The following is a 19458-nucleotide window of genomic DNA, read 5'->3' as shown; positions in this document are numbered from 1 at the left end:
CTGCTTCAAGAAAAAAAGGAATAAAATTCAAAAAAATGCTTGAATATCTGATTTTGTGACACTATACTAGATTCAAAAGATACCATGTTTCACATTGTTTTGTTTTAAATTGTATTTTAATATACGAATGTTTACCTCCTCGACAACTTCTAGTTTCTTTTATCCTACCTTTCTCTTCATTTTTCTCTTACTTTCTTCAAGACTTATTCACATATACCATACCTGATTGTCGTTCCCTGCGGTCTGCACCAAGGGTTGTTCACCTCAGAATGATGACCTATGGATTTCACTCCGAGTCTATATTTTTAAGGAGGTGAGTACCAGAGGCTATTTTGTGAGCTTTTGACGCAGCTGTCCGTAAGGTTGTCCTTGAGAATTTAAAAACCAAGTAAAGGGAGATGGAAAGTATTGATTAAGTCAAAAAATATTAAAAAGACGTTGTCGGTCAGTTTTACCGCTCTGCTTGCTTTTTCTCTCATTTCTCCGGTGTACGGAGATTCCAGCACAACCTCCTCGGCAGGAGCCTCGACGATTTCTGCCAAGGTTTCAGCCAGACTGAACCAGCAGTTCAGTAACAGCGAGTATGTCACCTATCTGGTTAAATTGAAAGATCAGGTAGACACGGAGTCGGTTGCCAAGCATGCTTTTCAAAAGGCTTCTGCAGAGCAGATTTCCCCTGCTGCCGCTAAGCTGTCTGTACGGACAACAGTTGTGAACTCGCTCATGGATACAGCAGAAAAAACGCAACAGCCTGTGGAAGAATACTTAAAAAAGGAAGTCAACAACGGAAACGTTAAAAAGTACAAGAGCTACTTTATCGTCAACGCGCTGGCGGTAACGAGTACGAAAGAGGTGCTGGATAATCTTGCGACACTGCCTGAGGTGGATAAAATTTTACCGGATGAAAAGCGAGAGCTGCAAAAGGTTGAAATAGACAAGGATGCCCAGCCAGCAGTAGAGGAAGCGACAGCCGAACAAGCTGCTGCAGACACGGCTGTAACAGAAGAAAATGCACAGAAGTCAGTGGAAGAATCTGTATACAAGGATGCTGTAACGCCTAGCCGGGTCGAATGGAATATTTCCAAAGTCAAAGCACCACAAGTGTGGGCCAAGGGCATTGACGGCAAAGGGGTTGTCGTTGCCAATCTTGATACAGGCGTAGAGTATACTCACCCGGCGTTGAAAAGAAAATGGCGCGGTTTGAATGCTTCCGGCCAAACCGTTAATCCGGAGCTGAGTTGGTATGATGCGGTTAACGGAGCATCACTGCCTACAGATTCAGATGGACATGGTACACATACGATGGGGACGATCGTTGGCTCGGACAGCAACGGTACGAATGAAGTCGGTGTTGCTCCCGGTGCCAAATGGATTGCCGTTCGGGTATTCAACCCGGATACCACAGACTCCATCTTGCTGGACGGTGGACAGTGGATTCTTGCCCCTGTAGATAAAAATGGTAAAAAGCACCCTGAGCTTGCACCGGATGTGGTGAACAACTCCTGGGGCGGCGGACCTGGCCTGGATGAATGGTATCGTCCAGTTACGAAAGCATGGAGAGCGGCTCAGATTTTCCCTGAGTTCTCTGCTGGCAACACCACATGGACCAATCCGGGTGGAGCCGGGTCTGTAGCCAATCCGGCGAACCTGCCGGAAGCCTATGCCACCGGAGCGACTGACATTAACAACAAGCTGGCCAGCTTCTCCCTCCGCGGCCCTTCTCCTTATGGTGAAGTGAAGCCGGAAATTACGGCTCCTGGCGTAAACATCCGTTCCTCTGTACCTGGCGGGTCCTATGAGGGTGGATGGGACGGTACCTCCATGGCAGGTCCGCACACAGTCGGATTGGTGGCATTGCTGCTTCAAGCCAAGCCATCCTTGACCGTGGATCAATTAGAGGACGTTATTTCGAAAACAGCAACGCCGCTGACAGACAGCCAGTATCGGACTTCACCGAACAATGGCTACGGCTACGGCCTGATCGACGCGCTCGCTGCGGTGAATTCAGTACTTAACTAACACGATCAGATAGGATTAAAAAGACTTCGAAATCCCTTTGAGCGGCTCGCGCAGAGATTGCATACACCTGCTAACTGGTAATGCATCGTTTACGCAGCCGCTATAAAGGGGTTTTCGTACATAATAGAATATAAAATTCATAGAATTTCAAGAAAAATGCAATAAAACTACTTGTATATCTGTTTTGATAACTTTATACTATCCATATTATATATTTATATTACAATTTTTAATATAAATTGCGATGATATAACATGTAATGATATATCATACTTTTTCTTCGAAGTACTCCTGCTTTCTCTCCTTGGTATCTACTGAATTTTATCACTTGCTATTCGAATCGTTAACTCACTATGAAGTACATCCATCTATGAACAATCAAATATACTTTTGTGCCTCTATACTCTATGAAGGAGGTGGTTGTCAGCCACATCGTGTCACGCAGCCCGTGTGTTTGGTGTGCCAGGCATGAGGTCTTACTCTCGTACAGGTTATTACAGAAACATTAAACCTAGTAAAAGGAGTGGAAAAGTCAATGATTAAGCCTAAACGATTCAAGAAACCGCTATCTATTGGACTATCTTTGCTTATGGCCTTTTCTTTTGTACAACCTGCTTTGGCAAATAACACACCAGATGGCTCCAAGCTGGAGCTGAAATCAGCTTCGCACAAGGTTACGACCGCGAAAGTATCTCCGAAGCTAACCAAGCAGTTTGAGGAGAACAACTATGTTACCTATCTGGTTAAATTAAAAGAGCAGGTAGATACCAACAAGGTTTCCAAAAATGCTCTTCAAAAGGCTTCACTTGAGAAAATAACACCCTCCGCTGCCAAAATGGCTGTACGCAGCCATGTGATCAGTTCTTTGCGCGAGACGGCTTCCAGAACCCAATACGGGCTTGAAAATTATTTGGATCAGCAGTCAAAGGACGGTGGAGTGAAGGAATATAAAAGCTACTTTATTGTGAATGCGATGGCTGTTACGAGCACCAAGGAGGTGCTGGATCATATTTCGAAGCTGCCTGAAGTCGATAAAATTTTGCCGAATGAAACACGTTATTTGCAGAAAGTGACGGTTGACAAGCAGGCAGAGGGGACCGACGCCAAAACAGCTGAAAAAGCGACAACCGAAACAGCAAAGTCTGAAACGGCAGAGAAAGCTGTGGAACCGGAGAAAGACGATGGAAAAACATCGGCCAAGCCCGGCAATGCAGGCAAAAATGCTGTAGACCCTTCTACGGTGGAATGGAATATATCCCACATTAACGCACCACAAGTTTGGGACAAAGGCATTGACGGAACCGGAATTGTGGTCGCCAACCTGGATACAGGCGTAGATTATACACATCCGGCGCTGCATCGCAAATGGCGTGGTCTGGACGCGGCAGGCAATATTGTGAATCCCGAGCTGAGCTGGTACGATCCGCACAGTCATGCGACGCTTCCGGTCGATCAGGAGGCTGATTCCCACGGTACGCATACGATGGGTACGATGGTCGGCTCCGAGGAAAACGGAACAAACCGAATTGGCGTTGCACCTGGTGCGAAGTGGATTGCGGTTCGGATTTTTAATCCGGAGACGACGGATGCGATTATACTGGATGGCGGTCAATGGCTGCTTGCGCCGAAAGACGCCCAAGGCAATCTGCATCCCGAGCTTGCACCGGATGTAGTGAACAACTCGTGGGGAGGCGGACCCGGTCTGGATGAATGGTTCCGACCTGTGGTTCAGGCATGGCGTGATGCCCAAATATTCCCCGAATTCTCTGCAGGTAACACCTCTCTTTCCAATCCGGGTGGCCCTGCATCGGTCGCAAATCCGGCCAACTATCCTGAATCCTTTGCTACCGGAGCAACCGATATCAATGATAAACTGGCAAGCTTCTCATTGCTGGGGCCCTCACCGTACGGAGAGATAAAGCCTGAAGTCTCCGCACCGGGGGTAAATATCCGGTCATCCGTGGCTGGCGGCGCCTATAAAGGCGGATATAACGGCACCTCCATGGCAGGTCCTCATGTTGCGGGTCTCGCAGCACTGCTGCTGCAAGCGAATCATTCTCTTACTGTAGACCAGCTTGAGGAAATTTTGATGAACACAGCTACACCGCGTACAGACAGCACCTATCCTACTTCGCCAAACAATGGCTACGGACATGGTGTCATTAATGCGCTGGATGCGGTTGGTTCGGTCATTCAGGGTCTCGGTTCCGTATCTGGTAAGGTTGTAACAGGTGGAGACGATCTGGAGGCTCCTGTTCTGGAGCATACACCGCCTGCTGCGGCATTCGAGGGTATTGATATACCTCTGACTGCTCATGTAACAGATAATGTCGGCGTGACAGCCGTTGAGGCATTTGCCAAAACAGCGGGTACGTCAAACTATGTATATATTCCGTTGGAACGGACCTCCGGTGACAGCAAAGACGGTACATATCAAGCGTCCATCCCGACTTTTTTAGTGAACAGCGCTGGTCTGGAATACTATATTCGTGTAAATGATTACGGTAATAACGGTTTTGAAACGGAAGTATATAAGGTTAACATCTCCAAGGGTGTTAAACCGGGCTATACGCAGGATTTTGAAAAAGACATCACTGGTATCAATGTCGGCGGACAAGGCAGTGTCTGGAAATGGGGAACCCCGACAAGCGGCCCTAGAAGCGCGTATTCGGGAACAAAGGTCATCGCGACCAATCTCGAAGGTCAATACCAGGCCAACTCCAACAGTTATTTCATGGCTCCACCGATTGATTTGACTGAAAGCCCGAAAGGGGCAATTGTCAGCTTCAAGCATTGGTACGATCTTGAAAACAATTCTGATTTCGGTAAAGTGTATGTAGCCACCACCAATAGCCAAAATGCATTTGAGCAGGTATTATCGTTTACCGGTTCCAGCAATGGCTGGAAAACACAGTATCTTGATTTGCGAGCATTCGCTGGTCAAAAGGTTTACCTCCTGTTTAACTTTACGAGCGACAATACGATTGTAAAGGACGGCTGGTACATCGACGACCTGTCGATTCAGGAACCGGATACCGTGGCACCTGCCGCGCCAGGTAATTTAACTGCCGAAGCGGATACCGTCGGCAACGTTGCACTGGCCTGGGATGCTTCATCCGATGAAGATGTGAAGCAGTACAAGGTGTATCGTTCCAACGAATCAGGCAAAAATTATACTACTATCGGTACAACCTCTGGACTGACCTTCACCGATACGATCACCGTCGGCAGTGCGACCTATCATTATGCAGTCGCGGCCGAGGATTACAGCGGTAACGAGGGAGCCAAGTCGAATGAGGTGTCTCTGAGAGTAGACGTGCCGGATACGCTGTATAGCGATCATTTTGACGGCAGTTCGGATAATGGCTGGACTCATTCCGGCACCAAGGATGAATGGGAGCGTGGCATTCCTAAAGTCGGGCCTGAGAGCGCGGTATCCAAACCGAACGTGTGGGCCACAGATCTCGATAGCAACTATGAGAACGGTGCGGACTTTTCGCTGGTTTCTCCCAAAATTAATTTGAATGGTATACGCAACGCAACACTAACCTTCAATCACTGGTTTGAAATTGAGGCCGGCTATGATTACGGATATGTGGAAGTGTCCAAAAACAATGGTGACACTTGGAGCGAGCTAGGCAAATTCTCTCATAACACCAATGGGAAAAAATGGGCTCCGGTTTACTACAATCTGGATAGCTACACCGGTAATGAGATCCAAATTCGCTTCCGCTTGAAGTCGGATAACAGTGTGAATAAAAATGGCTGGTACATTGATGATTTCCGTGTGCTGGGCATTCCAGCTTCGACGGTGACGAAGGATATCGTACCTGAGTCGAATACCAAACTGCAAAAAGCAGAAGAACAATTCCCGCTGTACAAAATTACAAGCACTGAAAAGAGCGAATTCCAGGAAAAGGTGAAGCCAGCGGAAACAACGGTGGATAGTGGACGTGTCGGTCTCGACAGTCTTCCAGCCAGTGCTACGGTTACCGTACTCGAAACCGGACGTTCGGTGAAAACCGATCCAACCACGGGCAAATACAGCTTCATTCATGTGGCGGGTGACTACACGCTGAAGGCTGAAGCCTATGGCTACGAGCCTCAAACGAAACAGGTCACGATTGAGAATAATAAAGTCATCAGAGCGAATTTTAGTCTCCAGGCCGTACCTCACGGTACGATTCACGGAGTCATTACCGACAAGCAATCCGGTGAACCCATCCAAAAAGCGAAAGTGCTGGTGCTGGAGGATGCACGTATTGCTCCGGTAGAGACGAATGAAGCTGGAGAATTTACGCTGGACGTGCTGGAAGGAAACTATACATTATCCATTTCAGCCGAAAACTATTATAGCGATAGTGTATCCGTTACTGCTCCTCCAAACGGCAGTGTGGAAGCGAACGTCACGTTGAAGCCTTTCATCGGGTTTCAGGGAGGCATCGCTTATGATGACGGCACAGGGGAAAATGCCAGAGCCTTTAATGCGGCAGGCAACTCTTGGGCGGTCAGAATGACACCTGAGTCGGAAGTGGCTCAAGTGACAGGCGCATCACTTCTGTTCTGGAACGCTGCCTTTCCGAATCCAGGAGGAAAGGCATTCCAATACTCCGTATATGATGCCTCCGGTACAGGAGGAGCACCAGGACATCTGCTGGCTGGCCCATTCGACGGGACGGCCGTACGGGATGAGACACAGTGGACGACGGTACAGCTCCCAGAGCCGGTAACCGTTCAAGGTGACTTCTATATCGTCTATACACAGCCTGCGGCAGGCACACAGTCGCCGGGTCTTGCTACGGACGAGAGTGGACCGAATGCGCTTCGCAGCTGGCAGGGCGTAAGCGGCACATGGAGCCAATCACCTGAAAGTGAAGGCAATTATATGATTCGGGCTATCGTCAGATATCCGGTGAATGCTCCAGCGATTACAACACCTACAAAGGCTACCTATACGCAGGAAGATACCATTACCGTAACAGGTACTTCCCCGGCAGAAGGAGCTGACATTCAGCTCTTTAACGGCAAGGAGCTGGCTGGCACAACCAAGGTGAAGGACCGCCAGTTCAGTTTGTCGGTCAATCTTCAGCCAGGTGCCAATCCGCTCAGCGTTCAAGCAGCGGTATACGGCAAAGTAACAGATCGTTCCGAGCCGGTGGTTGTGACGCTCGACCAGACGAAGCCGGGACTGGTTTTGACTTCACCCGATGAAGGAGCTCATACCAATGCGGGTGTTGTCAGTGTAATCGGTACGGTGTATGATGAGTTCCTTTCCGAATTGATCATTAACGGCGAGCCAGCCGAATTTGGAAGTGACGGCAGCTTTAACAAGCGTTTGCTTATCAACGAAGGAGAAAACCAGATTACGGTGACGGCCAAGGATCTTGCCCAAAATGAAACGACCGTTACCCGTTCGGTGTATGTCGATACAGCTCTGCCGAAGCTGGAAAACATTAGCCCTGCGGAGGATGTGCATATCACTCCAGGGGAGCCGGTACGGGTATCCTTCGATAGTGCATCCGGCTTGGAGGCGTCCTTCCATGTGGAGCTGCCCTTTGACCTGTCCACCTTGGGACAGAACGAAATTCCGTTAAACGAAACTTCGTCAGGGCACTATGAAGGCATTTATTTCACATCGTCTTCCCTGAATCTGGAAGGCGGAGTCATTGCAATCCGGGTAAGGGATGCGGCAGGCAATGAAGTGAAGACGGAAACGCCGGGAAGATTGTATGTAACGAAAGGCGGTGGACAGGACCCTGATCCGAATCCACCTGCATCCAATGAAAAGCCGGTAGCCATTATTCAGGCGAATGATTCAGCCAAGAAGAACAAGAATGTACAATTTAATGCCAAAGCTTCACGTGATGCAGATGGTAAAATCGTCAGCTACAGCTGGAATTTTGGTGATGGCGATACAGCCATCGGTTCCAAGGTGAAGCATAAATTCACCACAGCCGGAACCTATACGGTGGAGCTAACCGTGACAGATAATGATGGTGCAACCGGTAAAGCGGTGCATGCAATTACGATCCGTTAGCAGACCGTAGGATGGAATGATTCTTTTAAAATAGCGAAGGGGCCCACAGCAAGCCACCGTGAATGGAGGCTGCTGTGGGCCATTTTTAATTGTCGAACTGCTCAGGAAGCGATACAATAATTAGAAACAACTAAAGTGAATATATTCACACAACAATATTATTCTAAGCGGGAGAGGATCATATGATTCATTTGCAAAAAGAAAGCGGACGTATCCGGCTTGTGCTGGATGCCTACTTTATGGGGGAGGACATAGTCGTACTCATATCAGGCGGTGACCTGCCCCATCTGGGAACGATTACAGCAGGAGCGAGACTGGAGCCGGTTCAAACCGTGCAATTGCAATCCCACAAGGAATTTTATATTACCGAAGAAATTGCAGTTCGCTTGCGAAAAGAGTTTGCAGGCAATTTTGCGATTTGCTGTGGGGCTCATTTGGACGATGCAACCAAGGATGAAATCCGAGTGCTTACAGATATGGCTATACAATTGGGGAAAGAGCTTATTGGAGAGCTTAAGCAAAAACGCTTGTAGCGACCATTTTAAGTGAACTCCCGAAGGAGTAGATTACGATAGGAATACATACTGAAGGGGTACTTAAAAAGCAAGGCAAAACCATAATCCTCAATTTGTACGGATTTCAGTGCAGAAGATGGAATCAAACTGCGGATCATCACAGTAACCACACGCTGGTCCTGCCTGTTGATCGCTTTGGCTAAAGCAGAAGCAAAACATCGATTGTGTGCCAACTCCCGATATAGCGGAAAAACGGCTTTGGCGATGGCGCGATGAACCCTCGGTTCAAACGTAAATTGCACTGTCCCCGGCGGAATCGTCGTTCCGTTCGTATAATAGAGCATCGGGGGTTGCGATAAAAAGGAAATAAAGTAACCGATGCCGTTCGTGCCTAATCCTTGTTTGGCGGCAAATGGCGCTACCGAGCAAAGAAGGGATTTTATCCGATCCAAATTGCCCTGAACCACAGCCTGTGACCATTGAACGGCAAAACCACGGCGGGTCGCGATTGCCTTGTAAAATGGCAGCATGGCGACGGATATTTTTCTGAGCGTGTCAGCTTTTAAACGTTTGTGAAGTGAGCCTCTTCTGCGGGATGTTGCACGAGATACCATAGCTCCGTCCTCCTTGGCAGAATGCTCTCATGGAGCGCATTTTATCGGTAATGGGTAAAATACTGTATGCTCAATCACCACGGAAAGTGCTTATGTATCATGCCGTTTGGTTTTTAACGAGACATTATAACTGACTTCGGGAGAAGATTGAAGTGTAAAAAGAAAATAGAGTACTAGACTGAAAAATAAGGTATTAGACTAACGAAGCTTCATTAAGCTATACCAGCGAAGCTGACACTCCCAGCTAAGTAGCTGAGAAAACCGGACCCATACAGGGGAATCCGGTTTTCGTAAAATCTATGTTCAAACACTGGCGGTTCCATTTCGCCGAATATTGGATTTACACTTTCGATGCCAGGTATTCTGCCAATTGATCGAAGGTTCCGACGAAACCATTTAGCATGTCATCATGCATAAACTTGAACGCTTGTAGCTCCTCCTCTATTGCAGAAAGAGGCGTACCGTGCATGGTTAGTGTTGTCTTGCCATCCTGTTCTGTAAACGTCAGAGTGTTCAATATTTCTAGAGGCCATGTCTGGCTGAATGGCGGCAGGATCGTATTGCCTTCTTCGTCAGAGAAGGAATTGGTATACACTATTCTCTCAGGCGCGGAAATTTCGCGGTAAACAAACTTGCCCCACATGACATGCCCTTCTGCTGATGTTTGGTTGTAATGAAAAATACCGCCTGGACGGACATCGGACTTTAAAACATTGAGTGTCCAGTCCTTCGGGCCCCACCAATGTTTAAGATGCTCCCCTTGTGTAAATGCTTGGAATACAAGCTCTCTCGGTGCATTAAAAGTACGTGTGATCACTAATTCGTTGGATTTGGACATGTTCATTCCTCCAGGAAGATTCATTAGTATTTAAAAAGTTTAAAGTGCGCGTTCTGCTTGCTTCACTTGATTTGTTTGGTTCAACAAGCCAGATTTCTGTCTTTTATGATAATAAACGTAGGAGCCTGCGATGATAATATAGCCAATAAGAAAACTCAATCCAGCCGAAATGCCATCCTTAGCGATGTTTGAATACATAGCGCCCGTCAAATCGAAGACCAATCCAGCATACGCCCATTCCTTGATTCGTGGAAAGCCTGGGATAAGAATCGCTATGATCCCTAATATCTTTGCAATTCCGAGAAAGGGAAGAAGATAATCGGGGTAACCCAAATGCTCGAAGAGTTCAACCGCATCAGGTACAGATGCGGTATCGGCAATCGCGCCCATCCCCATAAATAACACCACTAGCCCGGTAAAAATCCAGTAAGGAATCGTAATTTTTTTCATTGAATTTCAGCCTCTCCTTCCACTAGGACTAAACATTTCTTGCATAATTTCTGCCTATCGTCATCGTTCACTTCCTTTCTTTTCAATTCTTCGATAAGATTCCAATTGGTCGAATCTCTCCTCCCAGAGGTGGCGATAGGACTCTACCCAGATATCGATCTCCATAAAAGGCTGGGGACGAAGCGCAGTTCAACAATACCCAGGCGATTTGGCTCAGCCAGAGCACTCCATATCGAATTCATGTGTCGAATATACTCCATACGGAATATACCTGTCAAGGAATATTTGAAATGTATTTTTGTTTCCTTCATTGCCCACACTATCGAAATGTAAAGGAAGGAACTGACCAAAGATTCTCCGTGGTAAACGGTCAGATTTTGCTTATCTCAAAGTTTGTTCCAACATCTAGGGGCAATACCGGTCTGTTAGCCTCAATGGTTTTACCTAAGGAAAAATTTTGTATAACCGCCCCTAGGCAAAACGCTAGGGATTGAATCACCAAGCCGTCTGCAAGCTTACTGTATAAATTTAAATGGGGGGTTCATTTTAAATATGCATTGACAAGAATATTCCTTAACGGGTATATTTAATTCGGCAAGAGAAAGTTACTCTGAATCAAGGAGATGATTAGACAAGAAACCATTAAATATAGAGGTGAGTATCATGTCCGGCAAAGGACTGGGAATGGACATAACAACTCTGAGTGCTTTAGCTGAACCGAATCGTATGAATATCGTTCAACTGTTGCGCGATGGTCCTCTGGCCGTGGGCGAAATCGCCGATCGGCTGGGGCTTCGCCAACCACAAGCGTCAAAGCACTTGAAAGTGCTAAGCGACAGCGGGATTGTGGAAGTGCGAGTCGATGCGAACCGTCGTATCTACACGCTCCGGTCTGAACCCTTCCAAGAGTTGGATTCTTGGGTGCAGTCCTTCCGGCATCTTATGGAAGATAGGTTTGATAACTTGGACAATTACTTGCGTGAACTGCAGAACAAGGAAAAACCATAATATCATTTCATTGGAGGATCATAACAATGTCAAATAACATAATTTCGAGTGTAGAGAACGATCGCGTCCTGGTGCTGGAGCGTGTATTCGATGCGCCACGCGATCTCGTATTCCGGATGTTTAAGGAGCCTGAGCATCTCAAGCGTTGGTGGGGACCGAAAGGCTGGGAAATCCCGGTCTGTAACATCGATTTCCGTCCAGGCGGCATATGGCACTACTGTATGAAGTGCGTTGATCAGAATCAAAGTCAGTTTTACGGCATGGAATCATGGGGGAAAGGCGTTTATAAAGAAATTGTCGAGCCGGAGAAGATCATCTACACCGATTATTTCTCAGATGCCGAAGGCAATATAAACGAGTCCATGCCAGCGCCCCTAATCACGATGGAATTTATCGATCTAGGCGGCAAGACCAAATTGGTAAACCGTTCTGAATATGCGACGGTAGAGGCCCTTAAAACCGTCATGGACATGGGCATGCTACAAGGAATCACCGAAACCTGGAATCGCTTGGGCGAGTTGTTGGAGTCACTTAAGTAAAGTTTAGTTAGAAAGAAAACCTTCGGGCTTGACCCGTAAATTATTCCATATGAGGAGTGTTCAAATGATGATTAACAAAATTGGCCAAGTTATGTTGTATGTGAATAACCAAGACGAATCCAGAGATTTTTGGTCTGAAAAATTAGGATTCGAGGTCATTGCGGAAGAAACCAATGGTCCGATGAAATGGATCGAAGTCGCTCCTAAGGGTGCAGCAACTAGCATTGTTCTTCATAGTAAGGAGTTCGTTGCCAAAATGAACCCTGAAATGAATCTCGGAGCACCATCTATCATGTTTTACACGGAGAATTTCGATGCGTTGTATAGCGATCTGAAGAACAGAAACATCAAGGTTGGGGAAATTGTGGAGCTTCCCTTCGGCAGAGTCTTTAACTTCGCAGATAATGAAGAAAATTACTTTGCTGTATCGGAAAAGAAATAAGAGAGTTTAACAAGTTACGACAGCAGCTAATCAAAATGATCAGCTGCTTTTTTTAATGCGGTCCAGGTGAATTGGTGTTTTAAAGAATGGAATGGTGAGAGCCATACATAAGTAAAATAATGATACCCTTAATCACGAAATCATTGTAAACCATCTAAAAAGGTATCTAAAGTAAATATCTAAAAGATATATGATTTTATTCTAATAAATGGTACAATCATGAGCGATAAAAATGTTCTACTGCTTATTTCTCAACTTCATAGTTTATTTAAGTATGCATCTTATGACGATTTTATGATGGAAGGGTGGTTTATTCATGCAAATCACACCTACGATACGAGCAGAATTAGACAGATACTTAAAACAACAGGGTTTGAGCCTAACGCAATTTGGGCATATTGCAGGAATTAATCGGGGAATAGTAAGTAGTATTGTGACAGGAAATAAGTCCATGTCTGTAAACCAGCTTGACCGAATTACTGAGGCTATGGGTTTAGCGGAAGGCTACTTTTACGACTTATATATAGAAAACTACATTATCGACTTTCCCCCAAATATGAGGCGGATTGAGCGGTTGCTATATCGTTGTGCCGAGCTGGACAAGCTGGATGCGATCCGTCGAATCGTTGGGCAAATCATGGACAATCTACTCTATTCGCCTAAACTATTTGACATAGCAGAAGCGCTATTAGCACAAGGACGACATGCTGCTGCATTGTTGCTCTATGAGGGGGTTGCAGAAGCGGAGAAATATCAGCACTCCGAACGTTTGGCAATCTGCCATTATCGTATATTCACGATTCAGATTGGAGACGATCAAAACCGAAATGTCAGGGCAGCAGCGATATTTGAAGCTTTTGTAGAGCGCCTAGATGAAGTAGAACAGCTTGACGCATTGAAGGATTTGGCCAACGTGTACAGGTCATTGCGCAAATGGGACAAGGTTGATGAAATGGCAAGAAAAATGAGAGATAAAGCGAGAATCCAATATACTTTGAAACACCAACAGAACAGCCGAGAACTCAATGAGGCTGCTAAGAAGCTGAGTCGTCCCCTGTTTGTGTACATCACCTATGCTGATTTACTGTGTGCCAGTGTATGTGAAGCCAAAGGCGATTATCAACAAGCACTACAATATACATACGCCTACGCTAATTTAGATTGGGTTATGGAGACGGACGAGGATGCCCTGCATTGGATAAAACTGTATCAACACTGGGCGCAGTGTAATACTTACGTATACAAGCTTTTATCTGGTGATTTAAGTGTGCTACACGATTATGTTGACCATATTATTGCATCGCCAGATAACACTGAAAAAGAAATGATCGCCAATCTGATGAATATAGTCATGGCAGCAAACCAATTTCAGATAGATGTTGATGATGTCCTCTTACAATTTGAAGATAACATTAATTCCTTCGCTCAATTGCCAACATCTAATGATATGTACACCCAACAGGTTGTACCAGACCAGTATGCACGTTTTGGATACGAGTTAGCTTATTATTATTTGTATCGAGGGATGTATAAAGATGGCTTTAAACATTTGATGAATGCATCGATAAAAGCGAATATACTAAATAATGAGACATATTTTATAAACTGTATGGGATTGTTTGTTCGTTTTCAAGCTCATGCAGTTCCTGAAACCAAAGCGGAGTATTTCAATCTTGTTGAAAGGGTGTGGGAAAATAATGTTGAAAAAAATGCTTCTGTTAGTCACGGCAACTAGCTTTTTGTTTATCTTAGCTATGCCTATTCATCCGCACAGCCATAATCAAAGCATCCAGCTTCAGGAGACGGTTGGAGGTTCTTAAACGCAAATTAAATTAAAAGTTCATTCAACAATGCACTCTCAAAACAGTTATTGGAGAAGAACCAACAGGTTTAGCCAATGAAGTTTTGAGAGTGCATTTTATATTTATATAAGTAATCACCATACATATAGAATTTGGATAGAAAATAATTTTCCATCCAGAACACAAGCAGATATAGCTTAAGAACTAAATTTAACAACAGCATGATAGGAGGAAGTCAAACAAATATATCCCTATACTTTATAATCTATATATGGATAAAATTAATATATAATTATATGAGTTTTAGTCCAAAAAATATAAAAGTAGATGTATCCATGTTCAAAAAGTTTTTCTCAATTGCAATGTTTTTTGTGTTATTTTTAACATTAACACCGCAGCTATCATCAACCTCTTATGCAGCTAGAGTTGTGGAAGAAGTACCTTAACTGACATTATCGTCACATGATGCTAGTGTTACAGATGTTACATATAATGCTCTTGTTGAAACAATGGCTGTTAGGGCCACATATCCAAATGGTCTTACTGTTCAAGGTGGAGATGTGTTAGTTACAAATAATACATCGAGTTCTGGATTAACGGGACATGCTGGTATTGTTACAGATGCTAATGGATATATCGCTTCTATAGCAGGATATGGGGCACACCCAGAATTAACATCTCTTTCTACTTGGTTTAGAAAAAACCCCAATACAGTGGTTGTCTCTAATAGCGATGCTTCTCTGGCACATTCAGCCGGATCATGGGCAAAAAGCTATGTTGCTCAGCACCCAAATGCAAAATACGGACTTCTTAATAATATGCTCAATTTAGAAGAAGTTTATTGCTCTAAAATTCCTTGGCTAGCTTATTATTCTTTTGGATTAAATGCACGTCACGTTAATACTATAGGTAATGGTTATAACATACTTCCATATGATTGTGAGAGTCTTGGAGAAACAGGGAAACAAGCTTTCTTCATAGCTGCTAGCTTTGGAAATTGATAATATTTTTGTCTTGCTGTTAGGTGAAAATAAAGTCTTAGACTGTCGCTGTTGTCATTCAACTAACGTTTCCCGTTTAGAAGTATATTAGTTCACATCCTAAATCTATAGACCATGGCATTTAAAGATATGATTGGGATTTTTCCTAACCTCTTCTTTTTGAAGTTCATACATGGCTATCTTATAGTTTATTTCCTCCAAGTACCTTAGGTCTTCTTCAATTTTCTTCTGCACTTCCAATTTATGTTTCACCAACATTTCTTGTCTTTCCAAGAAAGTAGCATTTCCAACTCCAAAAAGATCCATATATTCTTTTATCTTAGCAAGAGACATTCCTGTCTCTCTGAGACAACGAATAAAAGAAATCCAGTCTATATGTTGTTCGGAATAGACTCTTCGACCATTTTCATCGCGAGATACATTTTGCAGGATCCCTTGCTCTTCATAAAATCGAAGTGTCTTTGCCGTTATATTTAAGTTTTCCACTACATATTTCATTGAATACAACATTTACCCGCCCCACCTTTTAGCTACAGTTACTGTAACTAAAAGAATATCATAAAGGATTATGGATATCCAAAAATCTTGGTTTAATTATGCAAATATTTAAGCTTGACTTCCCCTTACGTCAACAGAATACACTGAGGCAGAACTAGCAACAGGGAGGCGATGGATTAGAAAGTGATATATAGCATTAGCATCTAGACAAATTTTAATACCACAAAATAATGGAATGAGAGGTTATTGAAATGAATCAAAAATACAGTAAGTTATTTGAATCCTTCACATTCAGAAGCGGAATAACAATCAAGAATAGAGTCGTTATGTCACCTATGACCACATGGTCAAGCAATGATGATCTTACCATTTCCGATGAAGAGGTGAAATATTACAAACAGCGAGTAAATGGAGTAGGACTCGTCATTACTGGTTGTACTCATGTTTTACCTAATGGGCAAGGATTTACGAATGAATTTGCTGGATACAACGATGAATTCGTTCCAAGTTTACGAAAATTAGCTGATGCAGCAAAAAGTGGAGGATCCCCTGCTGTACTGCAGATTTTTCATGCAGGCGATAAAGCCTTGCCTGAATTGGATGCAGTCAGTGCGAGTGTCTATCAGCCTGAGGCTACTCCTTTTGGCCCAAGTGCAGAAACAAGAGAGCTATCAAATGAGGAAATCCTGTCGACGATACGTGCATTTGGTGACACAACGAGAAGAGCGATTGAAGCTGGATTTGATGGCGTCGAAATTCATGGGGCTCATGGATTTTTAATTCAAAACTTTTGGTCTCCAGCAACCAATAAACGGACAGACCAATGGGGGGGAACCCTTGAGAATCGACTGCGTTTTCCATTGGCAATTATTGAAGAAATCAAAAAGGTAATTGAAAAGCATGCTACAAAACCATTCCTGTTAGGGTATCGTTTGTCCCCTGAAGAATCCTCTAAAGTGGACGGATTGCGTATGAAACACACATATGAATTAATTGATTTCCTTGTTGAACAAAATTTAGACTATATACATGCTTCATTAGATCATGTGTCTTCGAAGCCAGTCGAAAGTCAAGATGAGAAAACAAGGCTTGAATTGATTCTTGAAAGAGCAAATGGTAAGGTACCTGTGTTGGCGGCTGGTTCCATAATTACACCAGATGATGCTCTTAAAGCTATGGAAGTAGGATTACCTCTTTTCGCCATTGGGCATGCGTTAATTATAAACCCTGATTGGGTTGAAAAGGTGGCAAATGGACGTGAAGCCGAGGTCGATTCCGTCCTAAGCGTTTCAAAACTTGACCAGCTTCATATTCCAGAAAAACTTTGGAATGTTATTCAAGCAGCGCCAGGGTGGTTTAATATCAGTGAGTAGAAAGGTGGCCCCATTGGGGCTGCTTTTCTATTTGCATGAACTAAGCTGCCCGTTAGCTTAATCGAGCGGTGGCAGTCTAAGACTTTATTTTTCAGTCCAATACTTTATTTTCTTTTAACTCTTGCAACAGTCTCGCTAAATAGAAACAGCGTGTACCCTTTTTTAAAAATCGGTACACGCTGTTTCTTTTATTTAATCTAATTGTTAAAGGTGCTGTCCATATGTTTACCTTGTACGTTTGTGGTACCAACAAGCCTAAATTTTCCATTAACTTTGGCATAAGTGTAATTTACATTCGGCTCATCTTTAAACTTTACAACAGCTTGATATTCTTTGTACTTAAAAGAATAAATTCCATCAATTTCCTGGAAGTATTCAGCTTTGTAAGAACGTTCTGTCATTAGGTATGTTTTAACTTCTGTTGCAGCATCGCTTTTTTTATTAGGGGAACCATTAAAAAAATAATAGATAAAGCCTACAATCAAAACCAAGAGAATTATTCCTATTATAAAAAATAAACGTTTTTTGCTCAAATAATTCACCTTCATTACAAACATTATCAATCTATTATATACCAAACTTTATTCTGTAATAATTATACACTAATAGAAATAAATACGAAACATTATTTGGCAATACCCAATTCTTTTATCTTTCCGCTCATTATTCTTGTAAATTACTCTGTCTGATATGCCGATTGAACGTACATCTTTTTAAAGTATTCAATCCAAAAAGATTAGTTTCAGGGCATATCAACAACAATGGCACTGGTATTTTGATACCAGTGTCATTGTTCAGGCATTTATTCACTTTTTTTCGCAAACTCTTCTATTATCCTAAGTCACTTTGTTGTTACTTTTACTTTATAAGGATAAGTTTCGCCGTTCTCTTCAATATTAAAATGTTTAATTGCATCTGGAGTTGCGGAAACAACCAAATAAACAGTTTTTTCGTCTCCTTGCAAATTCAAGGAATTCTTTCCTTTATTCCACATTGTAGAATATCGAGTATCTCCCGAATGCGTTACGGAAACAATGCTAGCTCTCCAATCAGCGCCTTTTGCTGTGCTTGTTCCTTGGAAATCAACTGTGACGGAAGCCTTCTTCAAATCAACATCTAAAGGAACAATGTTGTAGCCTGTCTGTTGTGGAGCCTTGTTTTGAGGTACGGTCAGCCAGCCGCCTTTGTCACTTTTCAATGTTGTATATATCTTTTCATAATTGCCGTTAGTTCTCAAAAGCTCATCTAAATGCTTCAAATAATATGGTTGACTCTTGAAGTCCATCGTTACCAATCTTCTTGCCATTCCACCCAGTAATTCTTTAATAGAAACTCCAGTTACCTTTTCCATAGATTCAAAGTAGGTCGTATCTTTTCCACTGTAAGACAATAAATTCAACATTGCTTGATGGCCAAGTCCGTTGATGTGATCTGGATTTTCATGAATATACAGGAGAATAGGCCATGCATCATACCAATTCTTTACATGTGGAAAATGTGATTCTGAATTTAGTATAAAGGGGGCAAAAAAGTCGGAGTCTGGACCATATACCGTTCCACCATAACTATAGTAATCGCTACCCAAATATTCATTACGCAAGAAGTTAGCTACCGCTTCATACCACTCATAAGGGACTTCTCCTCCATTATGATAGGTAAATACATGGCCTAATTCATGAGGAACTACCCAGCTTGGTGGGTCTACACGCATCGCAGCCGGCATCATGACCATGTAAGCAAATGCATCTTTGTCTACTGACATATAAGCCCAATCTTCGTCAATCTTTTTCAGTCCAGTGCTTGCGATGTAAACGTTCGTTTTATATTTTCCGGTTATTTGTGGATTTGGAGAAGTTCCGATATCCCCCAGTCCAAATTTATCCATGTAAAATGAACGGATACTTTCGAGGTTGGCCAAGTTGCCATTAACAAAATCCCTATTTACTGTTCCAGTTGTATCATTGTTTCCCCAAATAATTTGAAAATGCTCGGAGGTAGCACGATTTACAGAAGAATCAGATAAAGAATAAAAAGCATCTCTTGCCTTGTATTCGTTTGCATTCTTCGTAATTTCTGTAGTGATAACGCTTTCAGTGCCTTCAGCTTTTGTCGTTTTGACAGTGCCTAGTAAATCAGCTACTGTCCCATAGCTTGTTACATTCAACAATAATAAAACCATTAACAAGCAGAATACTAGCTTTTTCATAATTAACACTCCTTTACATTAATGTAGTATATTGATCTCTTCCATATAATAACGTAAATTCTCTAATACCAAAATGAAAAAAATATAGTAATTTATATTATTTTCCAATAATACTC

15 protein-coding genes are annotated in these 19458 nt (G+C 43.4%); 9 read left to right on the top strand and 6 right to left on the bottom strand.

Annotated features, from left to right (window positions below):
• The first annotated feature begins 408 nt into the window (after positions 1-408).
• The 3 genes from BAZ21_RS20810 (at position 409) to lpdD (ending at position 8589) form a co-directional block, all read left to right on the top strand.
• Positions 409-2019, top strand: coding sequence for a S8 family serine peptidase (locus tag BAZ21_RS20810; protein WP_068504767.1), 1611 nt, complete (start codon positions 409-411; stop codon positions 2017-2019).
• Between the two features lie 535 nt (positions 2020-2554).
• Positions 2555-8056, top strand: a complete 5502-nt coding sequence (locus BAZ21_RS20805) for a S8 family serine peptidase (RefSeq protein WP_068504764.1) — start codon at positions 2555-2557, stop codon at positions 8054-8056.
• Positions 8057-8238: 182 nt separating this feature from the next.
• Positions 8239-8589 (top strand): prenylated flavin chaperone LpdD, encoded by a 351-nt coding sequence (gene lpdD / locus BAZ21_RS20800; protein ID WP_068504762.1) that lies wholly within the window; start codon positions 8239-8241, stop codon positions 8587-8589.
• A gap of 8 nt (positions 8590-8597) precedes the next feature.
• Here the strand turns inward: lpdD and BAZ21_RS20795 are convergent, their stop codons facing one another.
• The 3 genes from BAZ21_RS20795 to BAZ21_RS20785 form a co-directional block, all read right to left on the bottom strand.
• A complete protein-coding gene (locus BAZ21_RS20795; RefSeq protein ID WP_068504760.1) occupies positions 8598-9185 on the bottom strand; it encodes a hypothetical protein in 588 nt (195 codons plus the stop codon).
• A gap of 340 nt (positions 9186-9525) precedes the next feature.
• Positions 9526-10023 (bottom strand): SRPBCC domain-containing protein, encoded by a 498-nt coding sequence (locus tag BAZ21_RS20790; protein ID WP_068504758.1) that lies wholly within the window; start codon positions 10021-10023, stop codon positions 9526-9528.
• Positions 10024-10062: 39 nt separating this feature from the next.
• Complete coding sequence (locus BAZ21_RS20785) at positions 10063-10473, bottom strand: DoxX family protein (protein ID WP_068504756.1); 411 nt, start codon at positions 10471-10473, stop codon at positions 10063-10065.
• Between the two features lie 663 nt (positions 10474-11136).
• Between BAZ21_RS20785 and BAZ21_RS20780 the strand changes: the two genes are divergently transcribed.
• The 5 genes from BAZ21_RS20780 (at position 11137) to BAZ21_RS20760 (ending at position 15265) form a co-directional block, all read left to right on the top strand.
• Positions 11137-11481 carry an ArsR/SmtB family transcription factor gene (locus tag BAZ21_RS20780; RefSeq protein WP_068504754.1) on the top strand — a complete coding sequence of 115 codons (345 nt, stop codon included), beginning with the start codon at positions 11137-11139 and terminating at the stop codon, positions 11479-11481.
• A gap of 26 nt (positions 11482-11507) precedes the next feature.
• On the top strand, positions 11508-12020 hold the full coding sequence (locus tag BAZ21_RS20775) for an SRPBCC domain-containing protein (protein WP_068504753.1): 513 nt from the start codon (positions 11508-11510) through the stop codon (positions 12018-12020).
• Positions 12021-12087: 67 nt separating this feature from the next.
• Complete coding sequence (locus BAZ21_RS20770; RefSeq protein WP_068504935.1) at positions 12088-12462, top strand: VOC family protein; 375 nt, start codon at positions 12088-12090, stop codon at positions 12460-12462.
• 316 nt (positions 12463-12778) lie between these two features.
• Positions 12779-14197 (top strand): helix-turn-helix domain-containing protein, encoded by a 1419-nt coding sequence (locus tag BAZ21_RS20765; RefSeq protein WP_068504750.1) that lies wholly within the window; start codon positions 12779-12781, stop codon positions 14195-14197.
• 576 nt (positions 14198-14773) lie between these two features.
• Positions 14774-15265, top strand: a complete 492-nt coding sequence (locus BAZ21_RS20760; RefSeq protein ID WP_141695011.1) for a hypothetical protein — start codon at positions 14774-14776, stop codon at positions 15263-15265.
• Between the two features lie 105 nt (positions 15266-15370).
• Here BAZ21_RS20760 and BAZ21_RS20755 read toward each other — a convergent pair whose 3' ends face one another.
• Positions 15371-15763 carry a MerR family transcriptional regulator gene (locus BAZ21_RS20755; RefSeq protein WP_256022214.1) on the bottom strand — a complete coding sequence of 131 codons (393 nt, stop codon included), beginning with the start codon at positions 15761-15763 and terminating at the stop codon, positions 15371-15373.
• 251 nt (positions 15764-16014) lie between these two features.
• On the opposite strand from BAZ21_RS20755, the gene BAZ21_RS20750 reads away from it, so the two are divergent.
• On the top strand, positions 16015-17136 hold the full coding sequence (locus BAZ21_RS20750; RefSeq protein ID WP_068504742.1) for an NADH-dependent flavin oxidoreductase: 1122 nt from the start codon (positions 16015-16017) through the stop codon (positions 17134-17136).
• 197 nt (positions 17137-17333) lie between these two features.
• On the opposite strand, the gene BAZ21_RS20745 is transcribed toward BAZ21_RS20750, so the two are convergent.
• Positions 17334-17669, bottom strand: a complete 336-nt coding sequence (locus BAZ21_RS20745) for a YfjL-like protein (protein WP_176718187.1) — start codon at positions 17667-17669, stop codon at positions 17334-17336.
• A 308-nt stretch (positions 17670-17977) separates the two neighbouring features.
• Positions 17978-19342: a DUF6055 domain-containing protein gene (locus BAZ21_RS20740; protein WP_068504738.1), complete on the bottom strand. Its 1365-nt coding sequence runs from the start codon at positions 19340-19342 to the stop codon at positions 17978-17980.
• Positions 19343-19458 lie beyond the last annotated feature (116 nt).

This window comes from Paenibacillus kribbensis, assembly GCF_001705305.1.
GTDB lineage: Bacteria > Bacillota > Bacilli > Paenibacillales > Paenibacillaceae > Paenibacillus > Paenibacillus kribbensis_B.
Note: the sequence above shows the minus strand (reverse complement) of the source record. Positions and strands in the feature narration are given on the sequence as shown.

Excerpts from the sequence above, each read along its gene's own strand:
- BAZ21_RS20805 (WP_068504764.1), top strand. The coding sequence starts at position 2,555 with ATGATTAAGCCTAAACGATTCAAGAAACCGCTATCTATTGGACTATCT.
- lpdD (WP_068504762.1), top strand. The coding sequence starts at position 8,239 with ATGATTCATTTGCAAAAAGAAAGCGGACGTATCCGGCTTGTGCTGGAT.
- BAZ21_RS20795 (WP_068504760.1), bottom strand. The coding sequence starts at position 9,185 with ATGGTATCTCGTGCAACATCCCGCAGAAGAGGCTCACTTCACAAACGT.
- BAZ21_RS20790 (WP_068504758.1), bottom strand. The coding sequence starts at position 10,023 with ATGTCCAAATCCAACGAATTAGTGATCACACGTACTTTTAATGCACCG.
- BAZ21_RS20785 (WP_068504756.1), bottom strand. The coding sequence starts at position 10,473 with ATGAAAAAAATTACGATTCCTTACTGGATTTTTACCGGGCTAGTGGTG.
- BAZ21_RS20780 (WP_068504754.1), top strand. The coding sequence starts at position 11,137 with ATGTCCGGCAAAGGACTGGGAATGGACATAACAACTCTGAGTGCTTTA.
- BAZ21_RS20775 (WP_068504753.1), top strand. The coding sequence starts at position 11,508 with ATGTCAAATAACATAATTTCGAGTGTAGAGAACGATCGCGTCCTGGTG.
- BAZ21_RS20770 (WP_068504935.1), top strand. The coding sequence starts at position 12,088 with ATGATTAACAAAATTGGCCAAGTTATGTTGTATGTGAATAACCAAGAC.
- BAZ21_RS20765 (WP_068504750.1), top strand. The coding sequence starts at position 12,779 with ATGCAAATCACACCTACGATACGAGCAGAATTAGACAGATACTTAAAA.
- BAZ21_RS20760 (WP_141695011.1), top strand. The coding sequence starts at position 14,774 with ATGGCTGTTAGGGCCACATATCCAAATGGTCTTACTGTTCAAGGTGGA.
- BAZ21_RS20755 (WP_256022214.1), bottom strand. The coding sequence starts at position 15,763 with ATGAAATATGTAGTGGAAAACTTAAATATAACGGCAAAGACACTTCGA.
- BAZ21_RS20750 (WP_068504742.1), top strand. The coding sequence starts at position 16,015 with ATGAATCAAAAATACAGTAAGTTATTTGAATCCTTCACATTCAGAAGC.
- BAZ21_RS20740 (WP_068504738.1), bottom strand. The coding sequence starts at position 19,342 with ATGAAAAAGCTAGTATTCTGCTTGTTAATGGTTTTATTATTGTTGAAT.